The organism is Mesorhizobium metallidurans STM 2683 (assembly GCF_000350085.1).
GTDB classification, from domain to species: domain Bacteria; phylum Pseudomonadota; class Alphaproteobacteria; order Rhizobiales; family Rhizobiaceae; genus Mesorhizobium; species Mesorhizobium metallidurans.
In genome coordinates, this window is sequence record NZ_CAUM01000013.1 from 57,728 (window position 1) to 76,666 (window position 18,939).

Here is an 18,939-nt window from a genome sequence, read left to right on the forward strand (position 1 = left end):
CAACACAATGAGAACGCTTCTGTGTGGCGTGGCGCTTCTGGCTGCCGTCGCCACGCCGGCCGTCGCCGAAACGCCCTATGACCGCAATCTCGAAAAGGCGGCGGTGGGCATCGTCGCCGGCAAGATGGGCGATATCCGCGGCGGCTTTTCCTATAAGCAGACGCCGCAATTGGTCGTCGTGCCCGAAGCCGCGTCGCCGCCTGTCTCCACCGATCGTCCACGCAGGCAAGCTCCGGCGACCAGGGCAACGGTCTGGCACCAGCTATTGAGCGCCCGGTTTCGCGGAGGCTCTCGCCCTCGCATTTTGCCGGGCTGGGTGCGATATTCAACACGCTGCGGCGCCGGTCCGCGTTCTCTCGCTCCAATATCCTTGCCTTCCTGGCCGGCTTTCGCCAATGAAGGTCGATGAATCCCCCCGTGCCAGCCAGCATACGCCAGCGGCTTGACGAACTGCTCGTCCAGCGCGGGCTGTTTCCCAGCCGCTCGCGTGCCCGCGACGCCATCGAGCGCGGCACCGTGACCGTCGACGGCATCGTTGCCCGCAAGCCCGGCCAGACCGCCTTACCCGACTGTCGCATCACCATCGACGATCCGGCACAGGCCTATGTTTCGCGCGCGGCGCTGAAGCTGATCGCCGGGCTTGACCATTTCCGCCTCGATCCCTCGGGCAGCGAAGCGCTCGATGTCGGCGCCTCGACCGGTGGCTTCACCCAGGTGCTGCTCGAACGCGGCGCGGCCCATGTCACGGCGATCGATGTCGGCCATGGCCAGATCCATCCGGACGTTTCGGGCGATCCTCGGGTCACCGTCATCGAGGGCCTCAACGCTCGTGAACTGTTGGCCAATGATCTTGCCGGCCGTGTTCCGGATTTCATCGTCTGCGATGTCAGCTTCATTTCGTTGAAGCTGGCCTTGCCGCCGGCGCTCGAACTGGCAGGGAAAGGTGCGCGCGCGCTGCTGCTGGTCAAACCGCAGTTCGAGGCCGGCCGCGCGGCAATCGGCAAGGGCGGCTTGCTTAAGGATCCCTTCGATGCCGCGCGTGTCGCCGGCCTGCTCGGGGATTGGCTGGACGGCATTCCCGGCTGGCGCTCGCTTGGGCTGAACCTGTCGCCGATCGAGGGCAGCGACGGCAATCGGGAGTTCCTGCTCGCCGGGATCAAGGACCGATGAGCGCGCGCTTCACCATCGCAAGGCTGGGCTCCCAGGGCGACGGCGTCGCCGAGACCGACAGCGGCGAGGTTTTCATTCCCTTCACGCTGCCCGGCGAAACCGTAACCGCAGCGCGCGAAAAGGATCGCGCCACGCTGATGTCGGTGCTGGAGGCCTCGCCGCTCAGGATCGACCCGGCCTGCCGGCATTTCACCGAATGCGGCGGTTGCGCCATCCAGCATTTCGAGGCGGACTCCTATGACAGGTGGAAGCGCGACAAGGTCGTGCACGCGCTGAAGAGCAAGGGCATTGCTTGCGCCGTCGGCGCGCTGGTGCCATGTCCGCCGCGGACACGCCGCCGCGTCGTCTTCAGTGCGCGGCGCACGGAGGCCGGCATGCGGCTCGGTTTCGTCCGCGCATTGTCGTCAGAGATCATTCCAATCGAGGAATGTCCGATCTCGCTGCCCGGCATCGTCGCCGCGCTCGACCGCTTGAAGACCCTCGCCGGGCTGATCTGCACAACGACCAAATCGTTCCACATGACGGTGACAGTCACCGGCTCCGGCCTCGATGTCGCGGCTCACGATTCCGGCAAGCTCGGCGGCAACCAGCGCCGCGTCGCTTCCAACTTCGTCATCGCCGAGGGGTTGGCCAGGCTGTCGATCGACGGCGAGATCATTATCGAACCGAAGAAACCGGTCGTCCTGTTTGGTGGTGTCGCCGTCGCGGTGCCGCCGGGCGCCTTCCTGCAGGCCACCGAGGCCGCCGAGCAGACAATGGCCGGCATCGTCGGTCAGCATCTGTCGCGCGCGAGAAAAGTCGCCGATCTCTTCGCCGGTTGCGGCAGCTTTGCGCTACGCCTGGCGGCAAAGTCGGAAGTCCATGCCGTGGAAGGCGATGCACCGGCCCTTGCGGCGCTCGACAAGGCGTTCCGTTTCGCCAGCGGCCTGAAGCGGGTAACCAGTGAGCGCCGCGACCTGTTCAGGCGTCCGCTTACGTTCAAGGAGTTGAACGCCTTCGACGGTCTTGTCTTCGATCCGCCGCGCGCGGGTGCGGAAGACCAGTCGAAGCAGATCGCCCGTTCCGACGTGCCCTATGTCGCCGCGGTGTCCTGCAATCCGGTCACGCTGGCCAGGGACCTGCGCATCCTCATCGACGGCGGCTATGCCTTGAAAAGCGTGACGCCGATCGACCAGTTCCTCTGGTCGCCGCATGTCGAGGCCGTCGCGCTGCTGGAGAAGCCGAGGCGAAGGCGATAACGCGCGTCGCGTTGAACGGCTTTGCGAGACGCGCTCTATTCTTGTTTTTTGCATGTTGCGTGTGCTGACCGAATCGGGCATATTGCACGCTAGGGTAGAGAGAAATAAAAATGTTTTCATCAGGGGTTGCGGCTGAGATTTTGGGTGCCGCTTTGTTCATGGCGGTCACCGGTGCGCTGATCGGGTGGCTTTTGAGAAAGGTCACCCGCATCGGGCTGTTACCATCCTATGCGCTTGGCATCGCGGTCATGACATTTGTCGGCGCTGCGCTCTATGTCTCCGGCCAGGATGGGGCTGTCGACTACCTGAGTGCCTGGATCAGGCAAGCGATCGGCGGTGTTGTCGGCTTCCTGATCCTCTATGCGACGTCGCGTAGATCCGTCAGCAAGACGTAAGCCGCTCGCACGAGGTCGGAAGCCTCGGGCCAACCTGTTCCTGGTTCGCCGGGGCCGCTACGCTTCTTGCACGCCGTGATGTCCGACCGCCTTTGCGGCCTTGACGAACTTGCGGTCAAAGGTCGCGAAGCCAGTGCAGTGAGCGGACTTGCCCAGATGCAGCGCATCGGCGAAATCCATCCCCTTCTCTGAGAGGTCGAGCGCAGAAGACACGATCGCCCCGTCTTCTACATTCACTGTGGGAAGCCCACTAAACGCGCGTAGTGTACGCGCGATTTCGGGTGGCGCATAATCATAGGTGCTTCGCAACACCCAATCGACTTCCAAGATCACCGTGACGGCGACAAAGATCGGCTGGCTGTCGATCAGCGACCGGGCGCGAGGAGACTGCGTCGGGTGATCGCCCGTCAGGTAGCGGACGATCAGGTTGGTATCAATCGCGAGCATGGCGCCGCCGTGCTTCGGCAAGCACCCCTGCGTCCATTTCTTCCAGCGTCTTCGGCCTGCCTTTATGGGGCAGGGATCCAAAAACGTCCTCTGGCCGCGTCTCGGCGAAGACTGGCGCAGGCTTCAGCAGTACACCCTCTGGAGTATCTTCCACGAGAAGGCGTGTGCCGGCGTCCCATTCCCTCCGTTTCCGGATCGCACTGGGCAGAATGACCTGTCCCTTGGTCGAGACGGTGGTAATGAGCTTTTCCGTAGCAGCCATCTTGGCTCGCCCTTAGATGTAAGACAAACGTAAGCTAGCCGAGGTTCGCGCCACGTTCAAGACGCAAGCTACGCCTGCTTGACGCAATGGAGAGGCAGGCAGCCGAATTTGATGTTCGGATGACGACCGCCCCCATTAAACCCTGGTGCCACCCACCGTCATCTGATTCATCCTGAGATGCGGCTGGCCGACGCCGACAGGCACGCCCTGTCCGGCCTTGCCGCACATGCCGATGCCATTGTCGAGCTTCATGTCGTTGCCGATCATCGAAACGCGATGCATGGCGTCCGGGCCGTTGCCGATCAGCATGGCGCCCTTGATCGGCTGCGTCACCTTGCCGTTCTCGATCATGTAGGCCTCGGTGCAGCCGAACACGAACTTGCCCGAGGTGATGTCGACCTGGCCACCGCCGAAGGAGACGGCATAGATGCCGTTCTTGACCGAGGCGACGATCTCTTCCGGCTGCATGTCGCCCGAAGTCATGTAGGTGTTGGTCATGCGCGGCATCGGCTGATGCGCATAGCCCTCGCGCCTTCCGTTGCCGGTCGCCTTCATGCCCATCAGCCGGGCGTTCTGGCGATCCTGCATGTAGCCGACGAGCTTGCCGTCCTCGATCAGCACATTGCGGGCCGAGGGCGTGCCTTCGTCGTCGACGGTCAGCGAGCCGCGCCGTTCGGGCAAGGTGCCGTCGTCGACGACGGTAACGCCCTTAGCGGCCACCTGCTGGCCCATCAGACCGGCGAAGGCCGAGGTCTTCTTGCGGTTGAAATCGCCCTCCAGCCCGTGGCCGACGGCCTCGTGCAGCATGACGCCCGGCCAGCCGCTGGACAGCACGATGTCGAACGTGCCGGCAGGCGCCGGAATGGCCTCGAGATTGACCAGCGCCTGGCGCAGCGCCTCCTTGGCCGCGTGCTTCCAACTCTCCTCGACCAGAAACTCGCCAAACGCCTTACGACCGCCCATGCCGTAGGAGCCGCTCTCCTGGCGGTCGCCATTGCCGACCACCACCGACACGTTGATCCTGACCAGCGGGCGGATATCGCGCACCACCTGGCCGTCGGCGCGCACGATCTCGACATGCTGCCAGGAGGCGGCGAGCGAGGCCGTCACCTGCCGCACGCGCGGATCCTCGGCGCGCAGCCAGGCGTCGATTTCCTGCAGCAGCTTGGCCTTGGCCTCGAAGGAGGGCGAGGGGATGGGGTTATCTTCGCCATAGAGATGGCGGTTGGTGCGGGCGGGGGCGGCGGCAAGCGTGCCGGAATAGCCGCCCTTGACCGTTGAAACGGCGTCCGCCGCGCGCAGCAGCGAGGCCTCGGAAAGATCGCTGGAATGCGCGTAGCCGCTGGCCTCGCCGGCAACCGCGCGCAGCCCAAAACCCTGGTCGGTGTTGAAATTGGCGGTCTTCAGCCGGCCATTGTCGAACATCAGCGCTTCGCTCTCGCTGTATTCGAGAAACAGTTCGCCGTCGTCGGCGCCATTGATGGTCTCACTGACGATCTCCTTGATGCGGTCGTCGGAAATGTCGAATTGGCCGATCAGGCTGTTCATGGCAGGTCCATTCATGGGAAGAATTGGTCGTCGTTCCCTACGATGTAGGCGCGAAGACACGCTCAGACAATCGGCAAAGACGCCAAACACGGCTGCGCCAGTTCATCGTCAAGGACTTGGATGCGGAACCCAGATTTCAGGGCAGGGCGGCGAAGCCGTCGGCAAAACCCTTGAGGTCGACGGGAATGCCGATGCCTTCTTCCGGCGTCTGGAAGACGATGAAGGTGGCCGAGGTGCCGCTCTTCAGCGTGTCGAGCAGCGGTTTTTCAAGAATGACCTCGGCGTAACAGCCATCCTGGAAGCAACGCACGAAATAGGCGCGGCCGATATCCTTGCCGTCGACATTGAGACCGAGCCCGTTGGGCAACAGCACGCCGAGCGGCGCCAGCACGCGCAGGATCTCGGCCTTGTTGTCGGCGGTGCGCAGCACGACGACGGAAAGCCCCATTTCGGGGCGGTCCTCGGCGACGACATTCTGCATCATCACGCATTGTTCTGAAGTCGCGCCGGCCGGCGTGTCGCAGATGATCGACCACGCGCCATGCGTCGACTTGACCGTGCCGCTTGGCTGCGCGGCGCTGGCCTGGCCGATGCCGGACAAGCCCCCCGACAGGCCAATGCCAAACGCTGCGAGAAAGACGAACTTCGCCAAGGTTCTCGAATACCCAAGTCTCGAATACCCAAGTCTCGAAAGCCCAAGTCTCGAAAGCCCAGAGGTCATGACGGCTCCATTGCGAATCACGGCACTTTAAGCCGCGCCAAGGCCAAGTAAAGGATGAGACCGCTGCCGGTCTGCCCCGATCTGGGCGTTTATGCGCTTTTCCCTAGCAAATTCGCCCGAATTGCGACCGCCCGGCGCATCGCTCCGGAGCAGTCGCTGCTGTTCACGCGCCGGTGATCGGTGGAGGGCGTTTTGTCACCCCGACGGCGCGGCCGGGGCTTGCGCGCAAAAATGCCGCACGGTTTCCTCCGCTCCTTTCTTGCGGAGGGAAATAGAGTATGGTTTGAACCACCCTTGGGACTGTCCGGGATTCCCGTCCCGTCCTGTTCGATAGTCTTGCGGTCCGATCGCGAGGAACTGGGAGATGATGAGGGCGATGAGAAAATTCCTGGCAAGTGCTGGCGCCGCCGCCGCGTTCTTCACCGGCGCGTCCGCTCATGCGGCCCAGCCGCAACCCTGGGAAACCACCTTTCAGCCTCCGGCGACCGACATTATGCGGCAGATCGAGTGGTTCGGGAACTATTCGATGTGGTTCGTCGTCCCAATCACCGCCCTGGTGCTTTTTCTGCTCGCCTACTGCATCTTCAGGTTCCGCGCGAGCGTAAACCCGGTTCCTTCCAAGACCAGCCACAATACGCTGATCGAGGTGATCTGGACCGTCGGGCCGGTCGTCATCCTGCTCTGCCTCGCCATTCCCTCGTTCCAGCTGCTCACCGCGCAATACACGCCGCCGGAAGAAGCCAAGCTGACCATCAAGGCGACGGGAAACCAGTGGAACTGGGATTACGAATATCAGGTCGACAAGACGCTTTCCTTCAATTCCGCAATCCTCACGGATGCCGACCGCGCGGCGGCCGGCAAGGAAGATCGCGCCGTCTATCCGCGCCTGCTTGCCGTCGACAACGAGATGGTGGTGCCGGTCAACACCATGACGCGCGTGCTGGTCACGGCGACCGACGTGATCCACGCCTTCGCCATGCCGTCCTTCGGCATCAAGACCGACGCGGTTCCCGGCCGCATTAACGAGGTCTGGTTCAAGGCCGAGAAGGAAGGCCTCTATTACGGCCAGTGTTCGGAGCTCTGCGGCAAGGACCACGCCTTCATGCCGATCGCGATCCGCGTCGTTTCCGACGCGCAGTACAACACCTGGCTGGCAGCGGCCAGGACCGACCTGCCCGGCGCCAACAAGGCACTGATGGCCAAGGTCGACAGCGCAGACAAGGTAGCGGCCGCCGGCAACTGATGCCGCGGCCAGGAAAGATCAGGGAACGGAGCGGAACATGGCAAAGGCTGCAGCTCACGACGATCACGACCACAAGCCCTATCATGGCTGGGTCCGCTGGGTGTATTCGACCAACCACAAGGATATCGGTACGCTCTACCTGATCTTCGCCATCATCGCGGGCTGCCTCGGCGGCGCGCTTTCGGTCGTCATGCGCATGGAGCTGCAGGAGCCGGGCATCCAGATATTCACCGGCCTGGCGCAAATGGTCTACGGCATGAACGGCGACGCCGCCATCGACGGCGGCAAAAGCATGTACAACGCCTTCACCACCGCGCATGCGCTGATCATGATCTTCTTCATGGTCATGCCGGCGCTGATCGGCGGCTTTGCCAACTGGATGGTACCGATCATGATCGGCGCGCCGGATATGGCCTTCCCGCGCATGAACAACATCTCGTTCTGGCTGCTGCCGCCGGCGTTGATCCTGCTGCTCACCTCGATGTTCATGCCAAGCGCGCCCGGCGCCTACGGCGTCGGCGGCGGCTGGACGATCTATCCACCGCTATCGACATCGGGCCAGCCCGGACCGGCGATGGATCTGGCCATCCTGTCGCTGCACATCGCCGGCGCCTCCTCCATCCTCGGCGCCATCAATTTCATCACCACCATCTTCAACATGCGTGCGCCTGGCATGACCTTGCACAAGATGCCGCTGTTTGCCTGGTCGGTGCTGATCACCGCCTTCCTGCTGCTGCTGTCGCTGCCGGTTCTGGCCGGCGGCATCACCATGCTTTTGACCGACCGCAATTTCGGCACCACCTTCTTCACGCCGGACGGCGGCGGCGATCCGATCCTGTTCCAGCACCTGTTCTGGTTCTTCGGCCATCCGGAAGTCTACATTCTGATCCTGCCCGGCTTCGGCATCATCAGCCACATCGTCTCGACCTTCTCGAAAAAGCCGGTGTTCGGTTACCTCGGCATGGCCTACGCCATGGTCGCGATCGGCGCCGTCGGCTTCATCGTCTGGGCGCACCACATGTATACGACCGGCCTGTCGCTCGACACGCAGCGCTATTTCGTCTTCGCCACCATGGTCATCGCAGTACCGACAGGCGTGAAGGTCTTCTCCTGGATCGCCACCATGTGGGGTGGATCGATTTCGCTGAAGACCCCGATGCTGTGGGCGATCGGCTTCATCTTCCTGTTCACTGTCGGCGGCGTCACCGGCGTTCAGCTCGCCAATGCCGGCCTCGACCGCCCGTTGCACGACACCTATTTCGTCGTCGCGCACTTCCATTACGTGCTGTCGCTTGGCGCGGTCTTCGCCATCTTCGCCGGCTGGTACTACTGGTTCCCGAAGATGACCGGCTACATGTATTCGCCTGTCATCGGCAACACCCATTTCTGGGTCACCTTCGTCGGCGTCAACCTCATCTTCTTCCCGCAGCATTTCCTCGGCCTTTCCGGTATGCCGCGCCGCTACATCGATTATCCGGATGCCTTCGCCGGCTGGAACATGGTGTCGTCCTACGGCTCCTACATCTCGGCGGTCGGCGTGGTCATCTTCCTCTACGGCGTGTTCGAGGCCTTCCAGAAGAAGCGGGTGGCCGGTGCCAATCCATGGGGCGAGGGTGCGACGACACTCGAATGGCAACTGCCTTCGCCGCCACCCTTCCACCAGTGGGAACAGCTGCCGAAGATCAAATAGGCAGTTGCCTGCGAATACGAAATCGCCGGCTCGCCCGGCGGTTTTGGCCAACGGAATGATGGACTTAAGTACGCATGGCCCTTGTCGACAAGAGATTGACTGACGAAGCGGGCTTCCACATGTCGGAAGCGACGGCGGGCGATTTCTTTGCCCTGCTGAAGCCGCGCGTCATGTCGCTGGTGGTGTTTACCGCCTTTGTCGGCTTGGTCGCCGCGCCCGTGACCGTCAATCCGCTTCTGGCGGTGATCGCGATCCTGTCGATCGCCATCGGCGCCGGCGCTTCCGGCGCGCTCAACATGTGGTACGATGCCGATATCGATGCGGTGATGACCAGAACCGCCAGCCGTCCGGTGCCGGCTGGCCGCATCCTGCCCGGCGAGGCGCTGAGCTTCGGCCTGGTGCTCTCGGTGATGTCGGTGATGACGCTCGGCGTGCTGGTCAACTGGCTGTCGGCCACGCTGCTCGCCTTCACCATCTTCTTCTATGCCGTCATCTACACGATGTGGCTGAAGCGCTGGACGCCGCAGAACATCGTTATCGGCGGCGCCGCCGGCGCCATTCCGCCGGTCATTGGCTGGGCGGCGGCGACCGGGACGGTCAGCCTGGAAAGCCTCATCCTGTTCCTGATCATCTTCCTGTGGACGCCGCCGCATTTCTGGGCGCTCGCTCTCTTCAAGTCCGAGGATTATGCCAGGGCCGGCATCCCGATGATGCCGAATGTCGCTGGCCAGGCATCGACCAGGCGCCAGATCTTTGCCTACGCGCTGATCCTGGCGCCGGTGGGCGTGCTGCCATGGGCGCTTGGCTTCACCACGCCTGCCTATGGCGTCGTCGCGGCCCTGCTTGGCGCCGGCTTCGTCCGGTATGCCTGGAAGGTGCTGCGCATGGCGGCGGACGACAAGGTGATGAGACCGGCCAAGGCTCTGTTCGGCTACTCGCTGCTTTATCTCTTCGCCATCTTCGCCGTCTATCTCGCCGATTGCGTTGTCGGGCGCGCGCTGGCGGTCGGTGGAGCATGACCATGGTTGACAAGAATCTTGAACTCGTTTCGCTGACCGAACGTCAGCAGAAGGCAAGGCGCAATCGTTCGGTCGCCATCGGCGTGGCGCTGGCGTTGCTTGTCGTCATCTTCTATGTCGCCACCGTCGTGAAGTTTGGCCACAACCTTGCCGGGACAATGTGAGATGAACCGCGACACCGTGACCGATCCCAAGAAGAAGAACACGAACCGCATCGTCGCGGGCGTGTGCGTCGCCTTCTTCGCCGGCATGATCGGCATGGCCTACGCCGCGGTGCCGCTCTATGCGATGTTCTGCAAGGTGACCGGCTATGGCGGCACGGTCAAGCGCGCCACCCAGCAATATGCCGACCGCGTGCTCGACCGCGATATCACCATCCGCTTCGACGCCAACACGGCCGGCGTTCCCTGGCAGTTCCAGCCGGTCGCCCGCTCGGTCACCATCAAGATAGGCGAGACGACGCAGGCGCATTACAGTGCGACCAACAAGTTCAGCCGCGCCACCACCGGCCGCGCCACCTTCAACGTGCAGCCGGAACTGGCGGGGCCTTACTTCAACAAGGTCGAGTGCTTCTGCTTCACCAACACGACGCTGAAGCCCGGCGAGACGCTGGACATGCCGGTCGTGTTCTATGTAGATCCCGACATCGTCAACGTGCCGGAACTGAAGGACTTGAGTACCATCACCCTGTCCTACACGATGTTCCCGGTCGAGAAGAAAAAGCCGGTGGCGCCGTCGGTGCCGGTCGAAAGCAGCAACAAGATTTCAAATACCGAAGGAAGCCTCGGGGGTTGACATGGCAGACGCGCACGCAAAACCACAGCATGACTACCATCTCGTCGACCCCAGCCCGTGGCCTTTCCTGGGTTCGGTCGGCGCGCTGGTGACCGCGATCGGCGGCGTCTGCCTGATGCAGTATCTCAAGGCCGGCGACTTCCCGATCTTCGGCTACAACATCGCCAATCCCTGGCTGTTCTTCATCGGCCTCCTGATCGTCGTCTACACCATGTTCGCCTGGTGGTCGGACACCATCAAGGAAGCGCATGAAGGCCACCACACCCGTGTCGTGTCGCTGCATCTGCGCTACGGCATGATCATGTTCATCGCTTCCGAGGTGATGTTCTTCGTCGCCTGGTTCTGGGCTTTCTTCGACGCCAGCCTGTTTCCCGGCGAGGCACAGCAATACGCCCGCACCGCCTTCACCGGTGGCGTCTGGCCGCCCAAGGGCCTCGAAGTTCTCAATCCCTTCCACCTGCCGCTCTACAACACCGTCATCCTGCTTCTGTCGGGCACCACGGTGACTTGGGCGCATCACGCGCTCATCCATGGCGACCGCAAGGGGCTGATCAACGGCCTGGTGCTGACTGTCGGCCTCGGCATACTGTTCACCATGGTGCAGGCCTACGAGTACATGAATGCGCCGTTCGCCTTCAGGGATTCCATCTACGGCGCCACTTTCTTCATGGCGACCGGTTTCCACGGTTTCCACGTCATCATCGGCACCATCTTCCTGGCTGTTTGCCTGGTCCGCGCGATGAAAGGCGATTTCACGCCCAAGCAGCATTTCGGCTTCGAGGCCGCCGCCTGGTACTGGCACTTCGTCGACGTGGTCTGGCTGTTCCTGTTCGCGTCCATCTATGTCTGGGCCTCGAACGGCGCGATGATCGAAGGCGGCTGACAAAGGGCTTCCGGAACTTGATGAGGCGGCTGCGGCGACGTGGCCGCCTTATCTTTTGCGGCAAAGCGAATTAAGGTCTGAGCATGATCCCGAAAAGTGGGAGCAGGTTTTCGGACGAGATCATGCTTCAAGGATGATGGCATGAGTGAAGACAAGGCGATCTGGCCACCGGTCGATCCGATTTCGGCTGGCCTGCACGGCCGCTGCCCGCGTTGCGGCGAGGGACGGCTGTTTTCCGGATTCCTCACCGTAGGCAAGCGCTGCGTCAACTGCGGCCTCGACTATTCCTACGCCGATGCCGGCGACGGACCGGCGGTGTTCGTTATCCTGATCATCGGCTTCATCGTCGTCGGGCTGGCGCTGTGGACGGAAGTGACGCTGAGCCCGCCGCTCTGGCTGCATCTCTTGCTGTGGATACCGCTGGCGCTGGTTCTGTGCCTGACGGCGCTCAGGCTGATCAAGGGCGTGCTCCTGACGCTGCAATACCGCAACAAGGCGGCCGAGGGCACGCTGGACCGCGGCGAATGAGCGAAGCATCCGGTTCCATTGCCGCCCATTCGCGGCCGAAGACGGCATTGCTGCTTGGCCTCGGCCTTGTGCTGTTCCTTTTCCTTTTGGCGCTCGGCACCTGGCAGGTCCAGCGTCTGTACTGGAAGGAAGGTCTTCTGCAGACCATCGGCCAGCGCACGCATTCCGCGCCCCGGCCGCTGGCCGAGGTCGAAAACGAATTCGCGTCAAGCAGCGATGTCGACTACACGCCGGTGACGGCGACCGGCACCTTCCTGCATCAAGGCGAGCGGCATTTCTTCGCGACCTGGGAAGGCGCTTCCGGTTTCGACGTCTTCACGCCGCTTGAGCTGGACGACGGCCGTTTCGTCCTGGTCAATCGCGGCTTCGTGCCTTACGATTTGAAGGACGCGACCAAGCGTCCACAAGGCCAAATAGCGGGCAAAGTGACGGTGACGGGCTTGGCCCGCAACCCGCTGCCGGCGAAGCCCTCGGTGATGCTTCCCGACAACGATCCGAAGAAGAACATCTTCTACTGGAAGGACCGCGACGCGATGGCGCAGAGCGCCGGCCTGCCGGCCGGGGCTCGCCTGGTGCCATTCTTCATCGACGCCGACAAGGCGCCAAACCCCGGCGGATTGCCGGTCGGCGGCGTCACCATCATCGATCTGCCGAACAGCCATTTGCAATATGCTTTCACCTGGTACGGCCTTGCGGCGGCACTGGCCGCGGTCCTCATCATCAAGCTGCGCCACCCGGCGAAAGAGACATGATCGCCGTCGCCGCCCTTGACAGGGCAGGGGTGCGCACCTCATTTCGCGCTTGAGTTTACGAGTCCACGATCCGATCAACCGGCCCGCAATCATGCTTCAGACCAAGCCACCGCTGACGATCCGGCTCTGCCAGCCGCGCGGCTTTTGCGCCGGCGTCGACCGCGCCATCCAGATCGTCGTGCTGGCGCTGAAGAAATACGGCGCGCCGGTCTATGTGCGCCACGAGATCGTGCACAACCGCTACGTCGTCGAAGGGCTGCAAAGCCTGGGCGCGGTGTTCATCGAGGAATTGTCCGAGATCCCGGCGCAGCATCGCCAGAGCCCGGTCGTCTTTTCGGCGCATGGCGTGCCGAAGTCGGTGCCGGCGGACGCTGTGGCGCGCAACCTCTTCTATCTCGACGCCACCTGCCCGCTGGTGTCGAAGGTTCACAAGCAGGCGATGCGCCATCAGCGGCTCGGCCGCCATGTGCTTTTGATCGGCCATGCCGGGCACCCGGAAGTGATCGGCACGATGGGCCAACTGCCGGATGGCGCCGTCACCCTGGTCGAGACCGAAGCCGACGCCGCGAAACTGGTGCCCGCCGACCCGCGGGCGCTCGGCTTCGTCACCCAGACGACGCTGTCGGTCGAGGACACCGCCGGCATCATCCGGGCGCTCAGGGATCGTTTTCCCGATTTGCATGCGCCGGCCGCCGAATCGATCTGCTACGCCACCACCAACCGCCAGGAAGCGGTCAAGGAGACCGCCGCGGGCGCCGATCTCTTCCTGATCGTCGGCGCGCCCAATTCCTCCAACTCGCGGCGTCTTGTCGAAGTGGCGGAGCGGGCCGGCGCCTCGATGTCGCTTCTCGTGCAGCGCGCCTCCGAGATTCCATGGAATGACATCGGCGCCATCTCGACGCTCGGCCTGTCTGCCGGCGCTTCGGCGCCGGAAATCATCGTCGACGAGATCATCGATGCGTTCCGCCAGCGCTTCGACGTGACCATCGATCTGGCGATCACGGCGACGGAAACCGAGGATTTCCCCGTCATGCGGGTGCTGCGCGATGTCGAACTGACGAAGGCCGACATGGCTTTCGTCAACGGAGCCGCGTGAACAGCCCATGGCGGTCTATACCGATGTCAATGAAGGCGAGCTCGGCGCGTTCCTGAATGCCTATCCGGTCGGCGACCTGCTGTCCTACAAGGGCATCGCCGAAGGCACCGAGAATTCGAATTTCCTGCTCCACACGACCAGCGGCTCCTACATATTGACGCTCTATGAAAAGCGCGTCGACAAGGCAGATCTGCCGTTCTTCCTCGGCCTGATGGGCCATCTCGCCAGGAAGGGCATTTCGTGCCCGCTTCCGGTGACCGCGCACGACGGCGGCGTCATCGGAACGCTTGCCGGCCGGCCGGCCGTCATCATCACCTTCCTCGAAGGCCTTTCGCTGCGGCGGCCGACATCGGCGCATTGCGCGGAAGTCGGCAAGGCGCTGGCGGCGCTGCATCTGGCCGGCGCCGACTTTCCGATGACCCGGCAGAACGCGCTTGCCATCGATGGCTGGCGCAAGCTGTGGAGCGCGTCCCATGTCCGCGCCGACGAGGTCGAGCCGGGACTGGCAGCCGAGGTCGACGCCGACTTCGCCGATTTCGAGCGCAACTGGCCGAAGGGCCTGCCGCAAGGCATCATCCACGCCGATCTTTTCCCCGATAACGTCTTCTTTCTCGGCGAGAAGCTGTCCGGCCTGATCGACTTCTATTTCGCCTGCAACGATCTGTACGCTTATGATGTCGCCACCTGCCTCAACGCCTGGTGCTTCGAAAAGGATTTCTCCTTCAACCTGACCAAGGGCACCGCGCTGCTTGCCGGCTACCAGAGCGTTCGGCCCTTGAGCGGCGGCGAGAAGGCCGCACTTCCGATGCTGGCGCGCGGCTCGGCGCTGCGCTTCATGCTGACCCGGCTCTACGACTGGCTGACTGTTCCCGATGGCGGTCTGGTCATGAAACGCGATCCGACCGAATATATCAGGCGCATGCGCTTCCACCGGGCGATCAGCTCTTCCTCCGAATACGGACTGACATGAACAAGCACGTTGAAATCTTCACCGACGGTGCCTGCTCGGGCAATCCTGGACCAGGCGGCTGGGGAGCGATCCTGCGCTTCAACGGCAAAACGAAAGAGCTGTCGGGCGGCGAGGCCGAAACCACCAACAACCGCATGGAGCTCCTCGCCGCCATCTCGGCGCTGAACGCGCTGAAGGAGCCTTGCGAGGTCGATCTTCATACCGACAGCAAATATGTCATGGACGGTATTTCCAAATGGATCCATGGCTGGAAGAAGAACGGCTGGAAGACCGCCGACAAGAAGCCGGTGAAGAACGGTGAACTCTGGCAGGCGCTCGATGAGGCCAACAGGCGCCACAAGGTCACCTGGAATTGGGTCAAGGGCCATGCCGGCCATGCCGAGAACGAGCGTGCCGACGAACTGGCGCGGGAAGGCATGGCGCCGTTCAAGCCCAGGCTAGCGAGGCCCGCGCCCGCAGCCACGCCGGCGAAAGAAGCTGCCTCACCGAAAAAGCCCGCATCAAAACCTGTCCGACGCTCGACCCAGAGTTATTGAGGCTCTGAGATGCCGCGCCGCGATGTCGGTGGCTGACGACGAACTGTTGCTCCAAGGGTGTGATAGGAGTAATATTTCCTACCAAAGAGCAATAAGGAGGCGTCATGGCAGGCGTGGAAAAAATGAGTGTGGCCGTGACCCCGCAACAGGCGGCCGTCATGCGCGAAGCTGTGGAAGCGGGCGAGTACGCCACCACAAGCGAGATTGTGCGCGAAGCGATGCGGGACTGGCTGGCCAAGCGTGAACTGCGGCATGAGGATGTGCGCCGTCTGAGGCAGCTGTGGGACGAAGGCAAGGCAAGCGGGAAACCCGAACCCGTGGACTTCGACGCCTTGCGAAAGGAAGCTCGGCTGAAGCTGATGGAAGCTTCGCCGAATGGCCGTTAAGATAGTCTGGTCGCCTGCGGCTAGGACCGACCTTATCGACATCTATGTGACCATAGGCGCCGAAAATACACAGGCAGCCGACCGCTATTATGATCGGATAGAAGAGCGGGCCATGCAACTGGCGGATCAGCCGCGAATGGGTTTGAGGCGACCGGATATCCGGCCCTCGGCGCGAATGCTGGTGGAGGCGCCGTTTGTATTGCTCTATGAAACGTCTCCAGACACGGACGAAGGCGCTGTTGAGTGGGTTGAGATTATCCGTGTGGTGGACGCGCGACGAGATTTGAACCGTTTATTCTAATGCATGTCGCGCAAAAGTGTGCAGCGGTTTTGCGATAACGACATGCATAATGACAACGACCTAAAGCGCGTCGCATGAGGATGGTCAAACGCGACGCGCTTTAGGCGCTCAGCGGATCAGCAGCGCCGTCCCGTAAAGCCCGAGCGCAAACACTGTATGCGACACCAGGTTGAGGGCCCGGATCTGCATCGGGTTGGGGCGCTTTGAGGCAGCCCAGCCGGCGCCCATGCCGGGCGCCAGCAGGAACCAGCCCGCGCCGACGGTAACAATGCCGAGGATGAAGGCCGGCAGGAAGGTCGGCGTGTTGAGCCATGCCGATCCCGCCAGGACGACAAGAATGATGCCGTAGGCGATGCCGACAAGATAATGGAACGCCCAGCCCAGCGCCGCTTCATGCGCATAGGGTGCGGCCTTGCCGATATCGTCGTGAAAGACTTTCTCACGCAGATGCCAGACCCAGCGGCCGACCGGTCCCCAGTTCGGCCGCGGTTGGGCAAACGCCAAACTGAGGAAAATCGCCCAGATATCCATCGACACCGTGGCGCCGACGCCGATTGCCACTGCGCGCCAGAAGATATCAAACATCACCGAAGTCCCCCCAAGCAGGCGATGGCCAACGGAAGCTAAAGCTGACCGAGAATGTGAGCCGCACCTGATGTGCCGACGCCCGGTTTGCTCTCGACATTGAGCGCCGCGACCTTGCCGTTGTCGACGATCATCGAAAATCGCTTCGAGCGCAGTCCCATGCCGCCGCCAGAGAGGTCGGCGTCAAGGCCGACAGACTTGGCGAAATCGCCATTGCCGTCGGCCAGATAGAGGATCTTGCCTTCGCCGCCGGTGAAGCGGGCCCAGGCGCCCATGACATGAACGTCGTTGACGGCAACGACGGCGATCGTGTCGACGCCGCGCGCCAGGATGGCGTCGTAATTGTCGAGATAGCCGGGCAGATGGTTGTTGCTGCAGGTCGGCGTGAAGGCGCCGGGAACGGCGAACAGCACCACTTTCTTCCCGGAGAAAATCTCGGCCGTCGTGATCGCCTTGGCGCCGTCGGCGGTCATCGTCTTGAAAGTCGCTTCGGGCAGCTTGTCGCCAACGGAAATGGTCATTGTCTCTCTCGCTTGGGAAGAATGGGAAGAAGGTGTCCCGATCTAGCGGACCAGACCTGTCCCCGCAACTGGCCGGCAACCGGCATCAGAGCGGCCAGCATCAATGCATGTCGCCCAAAAATTGCGTAGCGGTTTTGGGCGACATGCATGAAGCAAACAACCCCTAGGGGAACGGCAGAAGTCCCTCGACAGCGCCTTCGGCGCTGGTCAGCGTATAGTAGAGACCGCCATCCGTCGGTGTTGTCGACGGCCGGTCGAGGATCGGCACCGTAAACACCAGCTTGCCGTCCTTTTCGCCGCGCGCAGGGGCACCGAACATGTAATCGCGTTCGCCGGCGACGAAGAAATCCGCCGCCGCCGGATCGCCGGGAAAGCTCGCCTCGACGATCAGCGTCTCGTGGTCGCCCGGCAAGATATTGATGCCGAAATCGGGCCTTGCGGGGGTGGGCAGCGTTGCAAGGGCAGCCTTCACCAGCGCGGCGTCCTCGGCATTGTCCGGATCGGAGCCGGGGTCGACGGTCAGCCTCGTCTGCACCGGAATGCAGATCGTCTCGCAGATGCCGAGAAAAATATTGGCATCGATGACGGCCGGCTGGTTCGGCGCCGACAGCGTGAACGTCACCGGCAACGAGACCGGATGGTCGTAGCCGGCCCATTTGCCGTAGCCGTCGTCGTGACGCTGGGGCGGTGGAAACGAAAAAGTCGCGTCGGCAATATTGGTGCTGGCCGAGATATCGAGCTGCGGCGGCACGCCGGCGTCGCCCGGATCGCGCCAATAGGTCTTCCAGCCGGGCTTGAGCGCGATATCGAGCACGCCGTGGATGCGCCCGGCTTCGTCGGGCTTGCCGCTCGTCACCAGCCGCACCTTGCCGCCTTCGCTGTTGTACCAGATCGACGATGAGGCGGCCGCGGGAAGACCTGTTCCCAATCCGACAGCGGCGCCGAGCAGCAGGATTCTCAAGCTTTGCATGGCGCTGATTTGAGCGTCAGTTGATGGCTGTGCAATGATTTCATGGCGTCGCTGATATCATATTTGCGTGACCTCGGTCACGCGGCTTCGCGTGACCCGGGCACGCGACTTCGCGTGACTCGGGCACAGTTTCGCATGGCCTCGGGTGCAGAGCTTTGGCCAAATCGCGCGCTGCGCATCTTTTCGGCGGTGCGGAAACGCGTTACCCTCCCTTGATGGACTTGTTGCGCCACAAGAAGACGGCTGCCGCACGCGGCTTCCTCGACGACCAGTTCCTGATTGCCATGCCCGGCATGAAGGACGACCGTTTCACGCGCTCCGTCATCTATGTTTGCGCGCATAGCGACGAAGGCGCGATGGGGCTGATCATCAACCAGACGCAGCAGATGCTGTTTCCCGACCTGCTCGTGCAGCTTGGCATCATGAACGAGCAGGAGGCGATCCGCCTGCCGGCGCAGGCCCGCGATTTCGTCGTGCGCAATGGCGGGCCGGTCGATCGCAGCCGCGGCTTTGTCCTGCATTCGGGCGACTACCGGGTGGAATCCTCGCTGACCGTGTCCGACGATATTTGCCTGACCGCAACCGTCGACATATTGCGCGCGATCTCGTCGGGCCGCGGGCCGCGGCACGCGCTGATGGCGCTCGGCTATTCGGGCTGGGGCGCGGGACAATTGGAAACCGAGATCGCCGAGAACGGCTGGCTGACCTGCCCGGCAAGTGCCGAGCTTCTGTTCGATACCGACATCGAGCGCAAATACGACCGGATCCTCGCCTCCATCGGTATCGACCTGGCGCATCTCAGCGTGGCCGCCGGTCACGCCTGAATGCTCCAACATCATCATCTAGAGCTAATCTTTTGCACAGCGACACTTACACCTGAAAT

At 62.7% G+C, this 18,939-nt stretch carries 25 protein-coding genes; 18 read left to right on the top strand and 7 right to left on the bottom strand.

What is annotated here, in order from left to right; genetic code table 11:
• Positions 1-7: 7 nt before the first annotated feature.
• From MESS2_RS03180 to MESS2_RS03195, 4 genes are all read left to right on the top strand, one after another.
• Positions 8-409 (top strand): hypothetical protein, encoded by a 402-nt coding sequence (locus tag MESS2_RS03180; protein ID WP_008872628.1) that lies wholly within the window; start codon positions 8-10, stop codon positions 407-409.
• Positions 406-1,170, top strand: a complete 765-nt coding sequence (locus tag MESS2_RS03185; protein ID WP_008872629.1) for a TlyA family RNA methyltransferase — start codon at positions 406-408, stop codon at positions 1,168-1,170. Before MESS2_RS03180 ends, MESS2_RS03185 begins: the two co-directional genes overlap by 4 nt.
• On the top strand, positions 1,167-2,408 hold the full coding sequence (locus MESS2_RS03190; RefSeq protein ID WP_008872630.1) for a class I SAM-dependent RNA methyltransferase: 1,242 nt from the start codon (positions 1,167-1,169) through the stop codon (positions 2,406-2,408). The genes MESS2_RS03185 and MESS2_RS03190 overlap by 4 nt, the downstream gene beginning before the upstream one ends.
• A gap of 110 nt (positions 2,409-2,518) precedes the next feature.
• Complete coding sequence (locus tag MESS2_RS03195; RefSeq protein ID WP_008872631.1) at positions 2,519-2,803, top strand: hypothetical protein; 285 nt, start codon at positions 2,519-2,521, stop codon at positions 2,801-2,803.
• Between the two features lie 57 nt (positions 2,804-2,860).
• On the opposite strand, the gene MESS2_RS03200 is transcribed toward MESS2_RS03195, so the two are convergent.
• The 4 genes from MESS2_RS03200 to MESS2_RS03215 form a co-directional block, all read right to left on the bottom strand.
• Positions 2,861-3,250 (bottom strand): type II toxin-antitoxin system VapC family toxin, encoded by a 390-nt coding sequence (locus tag MESS2_RS03200; protein WP_008872632.1) that lies wholly within the window; start codon positions 3,248-3,250, stop codon positions 2,861-2,863.
• Positions 3,237-3,512 (bottom strand): AbrB/MazE/SpoVT family DNA-binding domain-containing protein, encoded by a 276-nt coding sequence (locus MESS2_RS03205; protein WP_008872633.1) that lies wholly within the window; start codon positions 3,510-3,512, stop codon positions 3,237-3,239. Before MESS2_RS03205 ends, MESS2_RS03200 begins: the two co-directional genes overlap by 14 nt.
• Before the next feature lie 135 nt (positions 3,513-3,647).
• Positions 3,648-5,060 carry a metalloprotease TldD gene (gene tldD, locus MESS2_RS03210; RefSeq protein ID WP_008872634.1) on the bottom strand — a complete coding sequence of 471 codons (1,413 nt, stop codon included), beginning with the start codon at positions 5,058-5,060 and terminating at the stop codon, positions 3,648-3,650.
• Between the two features lie 136 nt (positions 5,061-5,196).
• Positions 5,197-5,781: an invasion associated locus B family protein gene (locus tag MESS2_RS03215; RefSeq protein ID WP_083918336.1), complete on the bottom strand. Its 585-nt coding sequence runs from the start codon at positions 5,779-5,781 to the stop codon at positions 5,197-5,199.
• Between the two features lie 376 nt (positions 5,782-6,157).
• On the opposite strand from MESS2_RS03215, the gene coxB reads away from it, so the two are divergent.
• The 13 genes from coxB (at position 6,158) to MESS2_RS03280 (ending at position 15,980) form a co-directional block, all read left to right on the top strand.
• The gene (gene coxB, locus MESS2_RS03220) at positions 6,158-7,024 is read left to right on the top strand and encodes a cytochrome c oxidase subunit II (RefSeq protein ID WP_167332426.1); all 867 of its coding nucleotides are present in this window, start codon (positions 6,158-6,160) and stop codon (positions 7,022-7,024) included.
• A 37-nt stretch (positions 7,025-7,061) separates the two neighbouring features.
• The gene (gene ctaD, locus MESS2_RS03225) at positions 7,062-8,714 is read left to right on the top strand and encodes a cytochrome c oxidase subunit I (RefSeq protein ID WP_008872637.1); all 1,653 of its coding nucleotides are present in this window, start codon (positions 7,062-7,064) and stop codon (positions 8,712-8,714) included.
• A 74-nt stretch (positions 8,715-8,788) separates the two neighbouring features.
• A complete protein-coding gene (locus MESS2_RS03230) occupies positions 8,789-9,733 on the top strand; it encodes a heme o synthase (protein WP_008872638.1) in 945 nt (314 codons plus the stop codon).
• Positions 9,734-9,735: 2 nt separating this feature from the next.
• Complete coding sequence (locus tag MESS2_RS03235; protein ID WP_083918346.1) at positions 9,736-9,897, top strand: hypothetical protein; 162 nt, start codon at positions 9,736-9,738, stop codon at positions 9,895-9,897.
• A 1-nt stretch (position 9,898) separates the two neighbouring features.
• Positions 9,899-10,528, top strand: a complete 630-nt coding sequence (locus MESS2_RS03240; protein ID WP_008872640.1) for a cytochrome c oxidase assembly protein — start codon at positions 9,899-9,901, stop codon at positions 10,526-10,528.
• Between the two features lies 1 nt (position 10,529).
• On the top strand, positions 10,530-11,411 hold the full coding sequence (locus tag MESS2_RS03245) for a cytochrome c oxidase subunit 3 (RefSeq protein WP_008872641.1): 882 nt from the start codon (positions 10,530-10,532) through the stop codon (positions 11,409-11,411).
• A gap of 141 nt (positions 11,412-11,552) precedes the next feature.
• Positions 11,553-11,939 (top strand): DUF983 domain-containing protein, encoded by a 387-nt coding sequence (locus MESS2_RS03250; protein ID WP_008872642.1) that lies wholly within the window; start codon positions 11,553-11,555, stop codon positions 11,937-11,939.
• The gene (locus tag MESS2_RS03255; RefSeq protein ID WP_008872643.1) at positions 11,936-12,691 is read left to right on the top strand and encodes an SURF1 family protein; all 756 of its coding nucleotides are present in this window, start codon (positions 11,936-11,938) and stop codon (positions 12,689-12,691) included. Before MESS2_RS03250 ends, MESS2_RS03255 begins: the two co-directional genes overlap by 4 nt.
• Before the next feature lie 91 nt (positions 12,692-12,782).
• Positions 12,783-13,787, top strand: coding sequence for a 4-hydroxy-3-methylbut-2-enyl diphosphate reductase (ispH, locus tag MESS2_RS03260; protein ID WP_040591963.1), 1,005 nt, complete (start codon positions 12,783-12,785; stop codon positions 13,785-13,787).
• Between the two features lie 7 nt (positions 13,788-13,794).
• The gene (locus tag MESS2_RS03265) at positions 13,795-14,757 is read left to right on the top strand and encodes a homoserine kinase (protein WP_008872645.1); all 963 of its coding nucleotides are present in this window, start codon (positions 13,795-13,797) and stop codon (positions 14,755-14,757) included.
• Positions 14,754-15,293, top strand: coding sequence for a ribonuclease HI (rnhA, locus tag MESS2_RS03270; RefSeq protein ID WP_008872646.1), 540 nt, complete (start codon positions 14,754-14,756; stop codon positions 15,291-15,293). Before MESS2_RS03265 ends, rnhA begins: the two co-directional genes overlap by 4 nt.
• Positions 15,294-15,397: 104 nt before the next feature.
• The gene (locus tag MESS2_RS03275) at positions 15,398-15,679 is read left to right on the top strand and encodes a ribbon-helix-helix domain-containing protein (RefSeq protein WP_008872647.1); all 282 of its coding nucleotides are present in this window, start codon (positions 15,398-15,400) and stop codon (positions 15,677-15,679) included.
• Entirely contained in the window at positions 15,669-15,980 is a 312-nt protein-coding gene (locus MESS2_RS03280; protein ID WP_008872648.1) for a type II toxin-antitoxin system RelE/ParE family toxin, read from the top strand. Before MESS2_RS03275 ends, MESS2_RS03280 begins: the two co-directional genes overlap by 11 nt.
• Positions 15,981-16,088: 108 nt before the next feature.
• On the opposite strand, the gene MESS2_RS03285 is transcribed toward MESS2_RS03280, so the two are convergent.
• From MESS2_RS03285 to MESS2_RS03295, 3 genes are all read right to left on the bottom strand, one after another.
• Complete coding sequence (locus tag MESS2_RS03285) at positions 16,089-16,565, bottom strand: DUF2938 domain-containing protein (RefSeq protein WP_008872649.1); 477 nt, start codon at positions 16,563-16,565, stop codon at positions 16,089-16,091.
• Positions 16,566-16,603: 38 nt separating this feature from the next.
• Complete coding sequence (locus MESS2_RS03290) at positions 16,604-17,086, bottom strand: peroxiredoxin (protein WP_008872650.1); 483 nt, start codon at positions 17,084-17,086, stop codon at positions 16,604-16,606.
• Between the two features lie 163 nt (positions 17,087-17,249).
• Complete coding sequence (locus MESS2_RS03295; protein ID WP_008872651.1) at positions 17,250-18,056, bottom strand: protein-disulfide reductase DsbD domain-containing protein; 807 nt, start codon at positions 18,054-18,056, stop codon at positions 17,250-17,252.
• 215 nt (positions 18,057-18,271) lie between these two features.
• Between MESS2_RS03295 and MESS2_RS03300 the strand changes: the two genes are divergently transcribed.
• A complete protein-coding gene (locus tag MESS2_RS03300; protein ID WP_008872653.1) occupies positions 18,272-18,880 on the top strand; it encodes a YqgE/AlgH family protein in 609 nt (202 codons plus the stop codon).
• Positions 18,881-18,939 lie beyond the last annotated feature (59 nt).

What these genes read in the sequence shown, in the direction of transcription:
- MESS2_RS03180 (WP_008872628.1), top strand. Translation starts at nt 8, where the DNA reads ATGAGAACGCTTCTGTGTGGCGTGGCGCTTCTGGCTGCCGTCGCCACG.
- MESS2_RS03185 (WP_008872629.1), top strand. Translation starts at nt 406, where the DNA reads ATGAATCCCCCCGTGCCAGCCAGCATACGCCAGCGGCTTGACGAACTG.
- MESS2_RS03190 (WP_008872630.1), top strand. Translation starts at nt 1,167, where the DNA reads ATGAGCGCGCGCTTCACCATCGCAAGGCTGGGCTCCCAGGGCGACGGC.
- MESS2_RS03195 (WP_008872631.1), top strand. Translation starts at nt 2,519, where the DNA reads ATGTTTTCATCAGGGGTTGCGGCTGAGATTTTGGGTGCCGCTTTGTTC.
- MESS2_RS03200 (WP_008872632.1), bottom strand. Translation starts at nt 3,250, where the DNA reads ATGCTCGCGATTGATACCAACCTGATCGTCCGCTACCTGACGGGCGAT.
- MESS2_RS03205 (WP_008872633.1), bottom strand. Translation starts at nt 3,512, where the DNA reads ATGGCTGCTACGGAAAAGCTCATTACCACCGTCTCGACCAAGGGACAG.
- tldD (WP_008872634.1), bottom strand. Translation starts at nt 5,060, where the DNA reads ATGAACAGCCTGATCGGCCAATTCGACATTTCCGACGACCGCATCAAG.
- MESS2_RS03215 (WP_083918336.1), bottom strand. Translation starts at nt 5,781, where the DNA reads ATGACCTCTGGGCTTTCGAGACTTGGGCTTTCGAGACTTGGGTATTCG.
- coxB (WP_167332426.1), top strand. Translation starts at nt 6,158, where the DNA reads ATGAGAAAATTCCTGGCAAGTGCTGGCGCCGCCGCCGCGTTCTTCACC.
- ctaD (WP_008872637.1), top strand. Translation starts at nt 7,062, where the DNA reads ATGGCAAAGGCTGCAGCTCACGACGATCACGACCACAAGCCCTATCAT.
- MESS2_RS03230 (WP_008872638.1), top strand. Translation starts at nt 8,789, where the DNA reads ATGGCCCTTGTCGACAAGAGATTGACTGACGAAGCGGGCTTCCACATG.
- MESS2_RS03235 (WP_083918346.1), top strand. Translation starts at nt 9,736, where the DNA reads ATGGTTGACAAGAATCTTGAACTCGTTTCGCTGACCGAACGTCAGCAG.
- MESS2_RS03240 (WP_008872640.1), top strand. Translation starts at nt 9,899, where the DNA reads ATGAACCGCGACACCGTGACCGATCCCAAGAAGAAGAACACGAACCGC.
- MESS2_RS03245 (WP_008872641.1), top strand. Translation starts at nt 10,530, where the DNA reads ATGGCAGACGCGCACGCAAAACCACAGCATGACTACCATCTCGTCGAC.
- MESS2_RS03250 (WP_008872642.1), top strand. Translation starts at nt 11,553, where the DNA reads ATGAGTGAAGACAAGGCGATCTGGCCACCGGTCGATCCGATTTCGGCT.
- MESS2_RS03255 (WP_008872643.1), top strand. Translation starts at nt 11,936, where the DNA reads ATGAGCGAAGCATCCGGTTCCATTGCCGCCCATTCGCGGCCGAAGACG.
- ispH (WP_040591963.1), top strand. Translation starts at nt 12,783, where the DNA reads ATGCTTCAGACCAAGCCACCGCTGACGATCCGGCTCTGCCAGCCGCGC.
- MESS2_RS03265 (WP_008872645.1), top strand. Translation starts at nt 13,795, where the DNA reads ATGGCGGTCTATACCGATGTCAATGAAGGCGAGCTCGGCGCGTTCCTG.
- rnhA (WP_008872646.1), top strand. Translation starts at nt 14,754, where the DNA reads ATGAACAAGCACGTTGAAATCTTCACCGACGGTGCCTGCTCGGGCAAT.
- MESS2_RS03275 (WP_008872647.1), top strand. Translation starts at nt 15,398, where the DNA reads ATGGCAGGCGTGGAAAAAATGAGTGTGGCCGTGACCCCGCAACAGGCG.
- MESS2_RS03280 (WP_008872648.1), top strand. Translation starts at nt 15,669, where the DNA reads ATGGCCGTTAAGATAGTCTGGTCGCCTGCGGCTAGGACCGACCTTATC.
- MESS2_RS03285 (WP_008872649.1), bottom strand. Translation starts at nt 16,565, where the DNA reads ATGTTTGATATCTTCTGGCGCGCAGTGGCAATCGGCGTCGGCGCCACG.
- MESS2_RS03290 (WP_008872650.1), bottom strand. Translation starts at nt 17,086, where the DNA reads ATGACCATTTCCGTTGGCGACAAGCTGCCCGAAGCGACTTTCAAGACG.
- MESS2_RS03295 (WP_008872651.1), bottom strand. Translation starts at nt 18,056, where the DNA reads ATGCAAAGCTTGAGAATCCTGCTGCTCGGCGCCGCTGTCGGATTGGGA.
- MESS2_RS03300 (WP_008872653.1), top strand. Translation starts at nt 18,272, where the DNA reads ATGGACTTGTTGCGCCACAAGAAGACGGCTGCCGCACGCGGCTTCCTC.